This is a genomic window from Streptomyces sp. NPDC058741 (assembly GCF_042746715.1).
Taxonomy (GTDB): Bacteria; Actinomycetota; Actinomycetes; order Streptomycetales; family Streptomycetaceae; genus Streptomyces.
This window is the reverse complement of sequence record NZ_JBHYQH010000118.1, coordinates 1-1,093: the sequence shown is the minus strand read 5'-3', so window position 1 is coordinate 1,093 and position 1,093 is coordinate 1. Positions and strand designations below refer to the sequence as shown.

Annotated in this window: 1 pseudogene; it reads right to left on the bottom strand. The window is 69.5% G+C overall.

The features are described 5' to 3' along the window. Positions 1 to 1,093: pseudogene (locus tag ACFW6P_RS32110) on the bottom strand (alpha-1,4-glucan--maltose-1-phosphate maltosyltransferase); the annotation flags it as partial.

The window sequence follows — 1,093 nt, the reverse complement described above, 5'->3', positions numbered from 1 at the left end:
GGTGTTCAGCCGGGTCAGCAGCGGGGCGATGGTGCGCCCCTCCCGCTCCGCCGCCTCCCAGTCGCGGGGCCTGAGCTGGTACTTCTCCGAGTCGAGGTACTCCTCGCTGCCTTCGCGCAGGGGGGTGTTCTCGCAGAGTTCGTAGCCGGAGTAGACGCCCCAGGCGGGGGAGAGGGTGGCGGCGAGGACGGCGCGGACCTCGAAGGCGGGCCGGCCGCCGTGCTGGAGGTAGGCGTGCAGGATGTCGGGGGTGTTGGCGAAGAAGTTGGGCCGCATGTAGGAGGCGGCCTCCCCCGACAGTTCGGTGAGGTACTCCGTCAGCTCGTCCTTGGTGTTGCGCCAGGTGAAGTAGGTGTAGGACTGCTGGAAGCCGATCTGGGCCAGGGTGTGCATCATCGCCGGGCGGGTGAACGCCTCGGCCAGGAAGATGACGTCGGGGTCGGTGCGGTTGATCTCCGCGATGACCCGCTCCCAGAAGACGACCGGTTTGGTGTGGGGGTTGTCCACCCGGAAGATGCGGACCCCGCAGTCCATCCAGTGCCGCAGTACCCGGCAGGTCTCGGCGACCAGGCCGTCCATGTCGGCGTCGAAGGCGACGGGGTAGATGTCCTGGTACTTCTTCGGAGGGTTCTCCGCGTAGGCGATGGTGCCGTCCGGGCGGTGGTGGAACCACTCCGGATGCTTGTGCACCCAGGGGTGGTCCGGTGAGCACTGCAGGGCGAAGTCCAGCGCGATCTCCAGCCCGTGCGCCTTGGCCTGGCCGACGAACCAGACGAAGTCGTCGAGGGTGCCCAGGGCGGGGTGGACGGCGTCGTGGCCGCCCTCGGGCGAGCCGATCGCCCAGGGCACGCCGACGTCGTCGGGGCCGGGGGAGAGGGTGTTGTTCCTCCCCTTGCGGAACGTCGTGCCGATCGGGTGGATCGGCGGCAGGTACACCACGTCGAACCCCATCGCCGCGATCGCCGGCAGACGCCGGGCCGCCGTGCGAAAGGTGCCGTGCGGCTTCTCCGGAGTGCCCTCGGAACGGGGGAAGAACTCGTACCAGGACCCGTACAGGGCCCGCTCCCGCTCCACCAGCAGCGGCAGCGGCTCG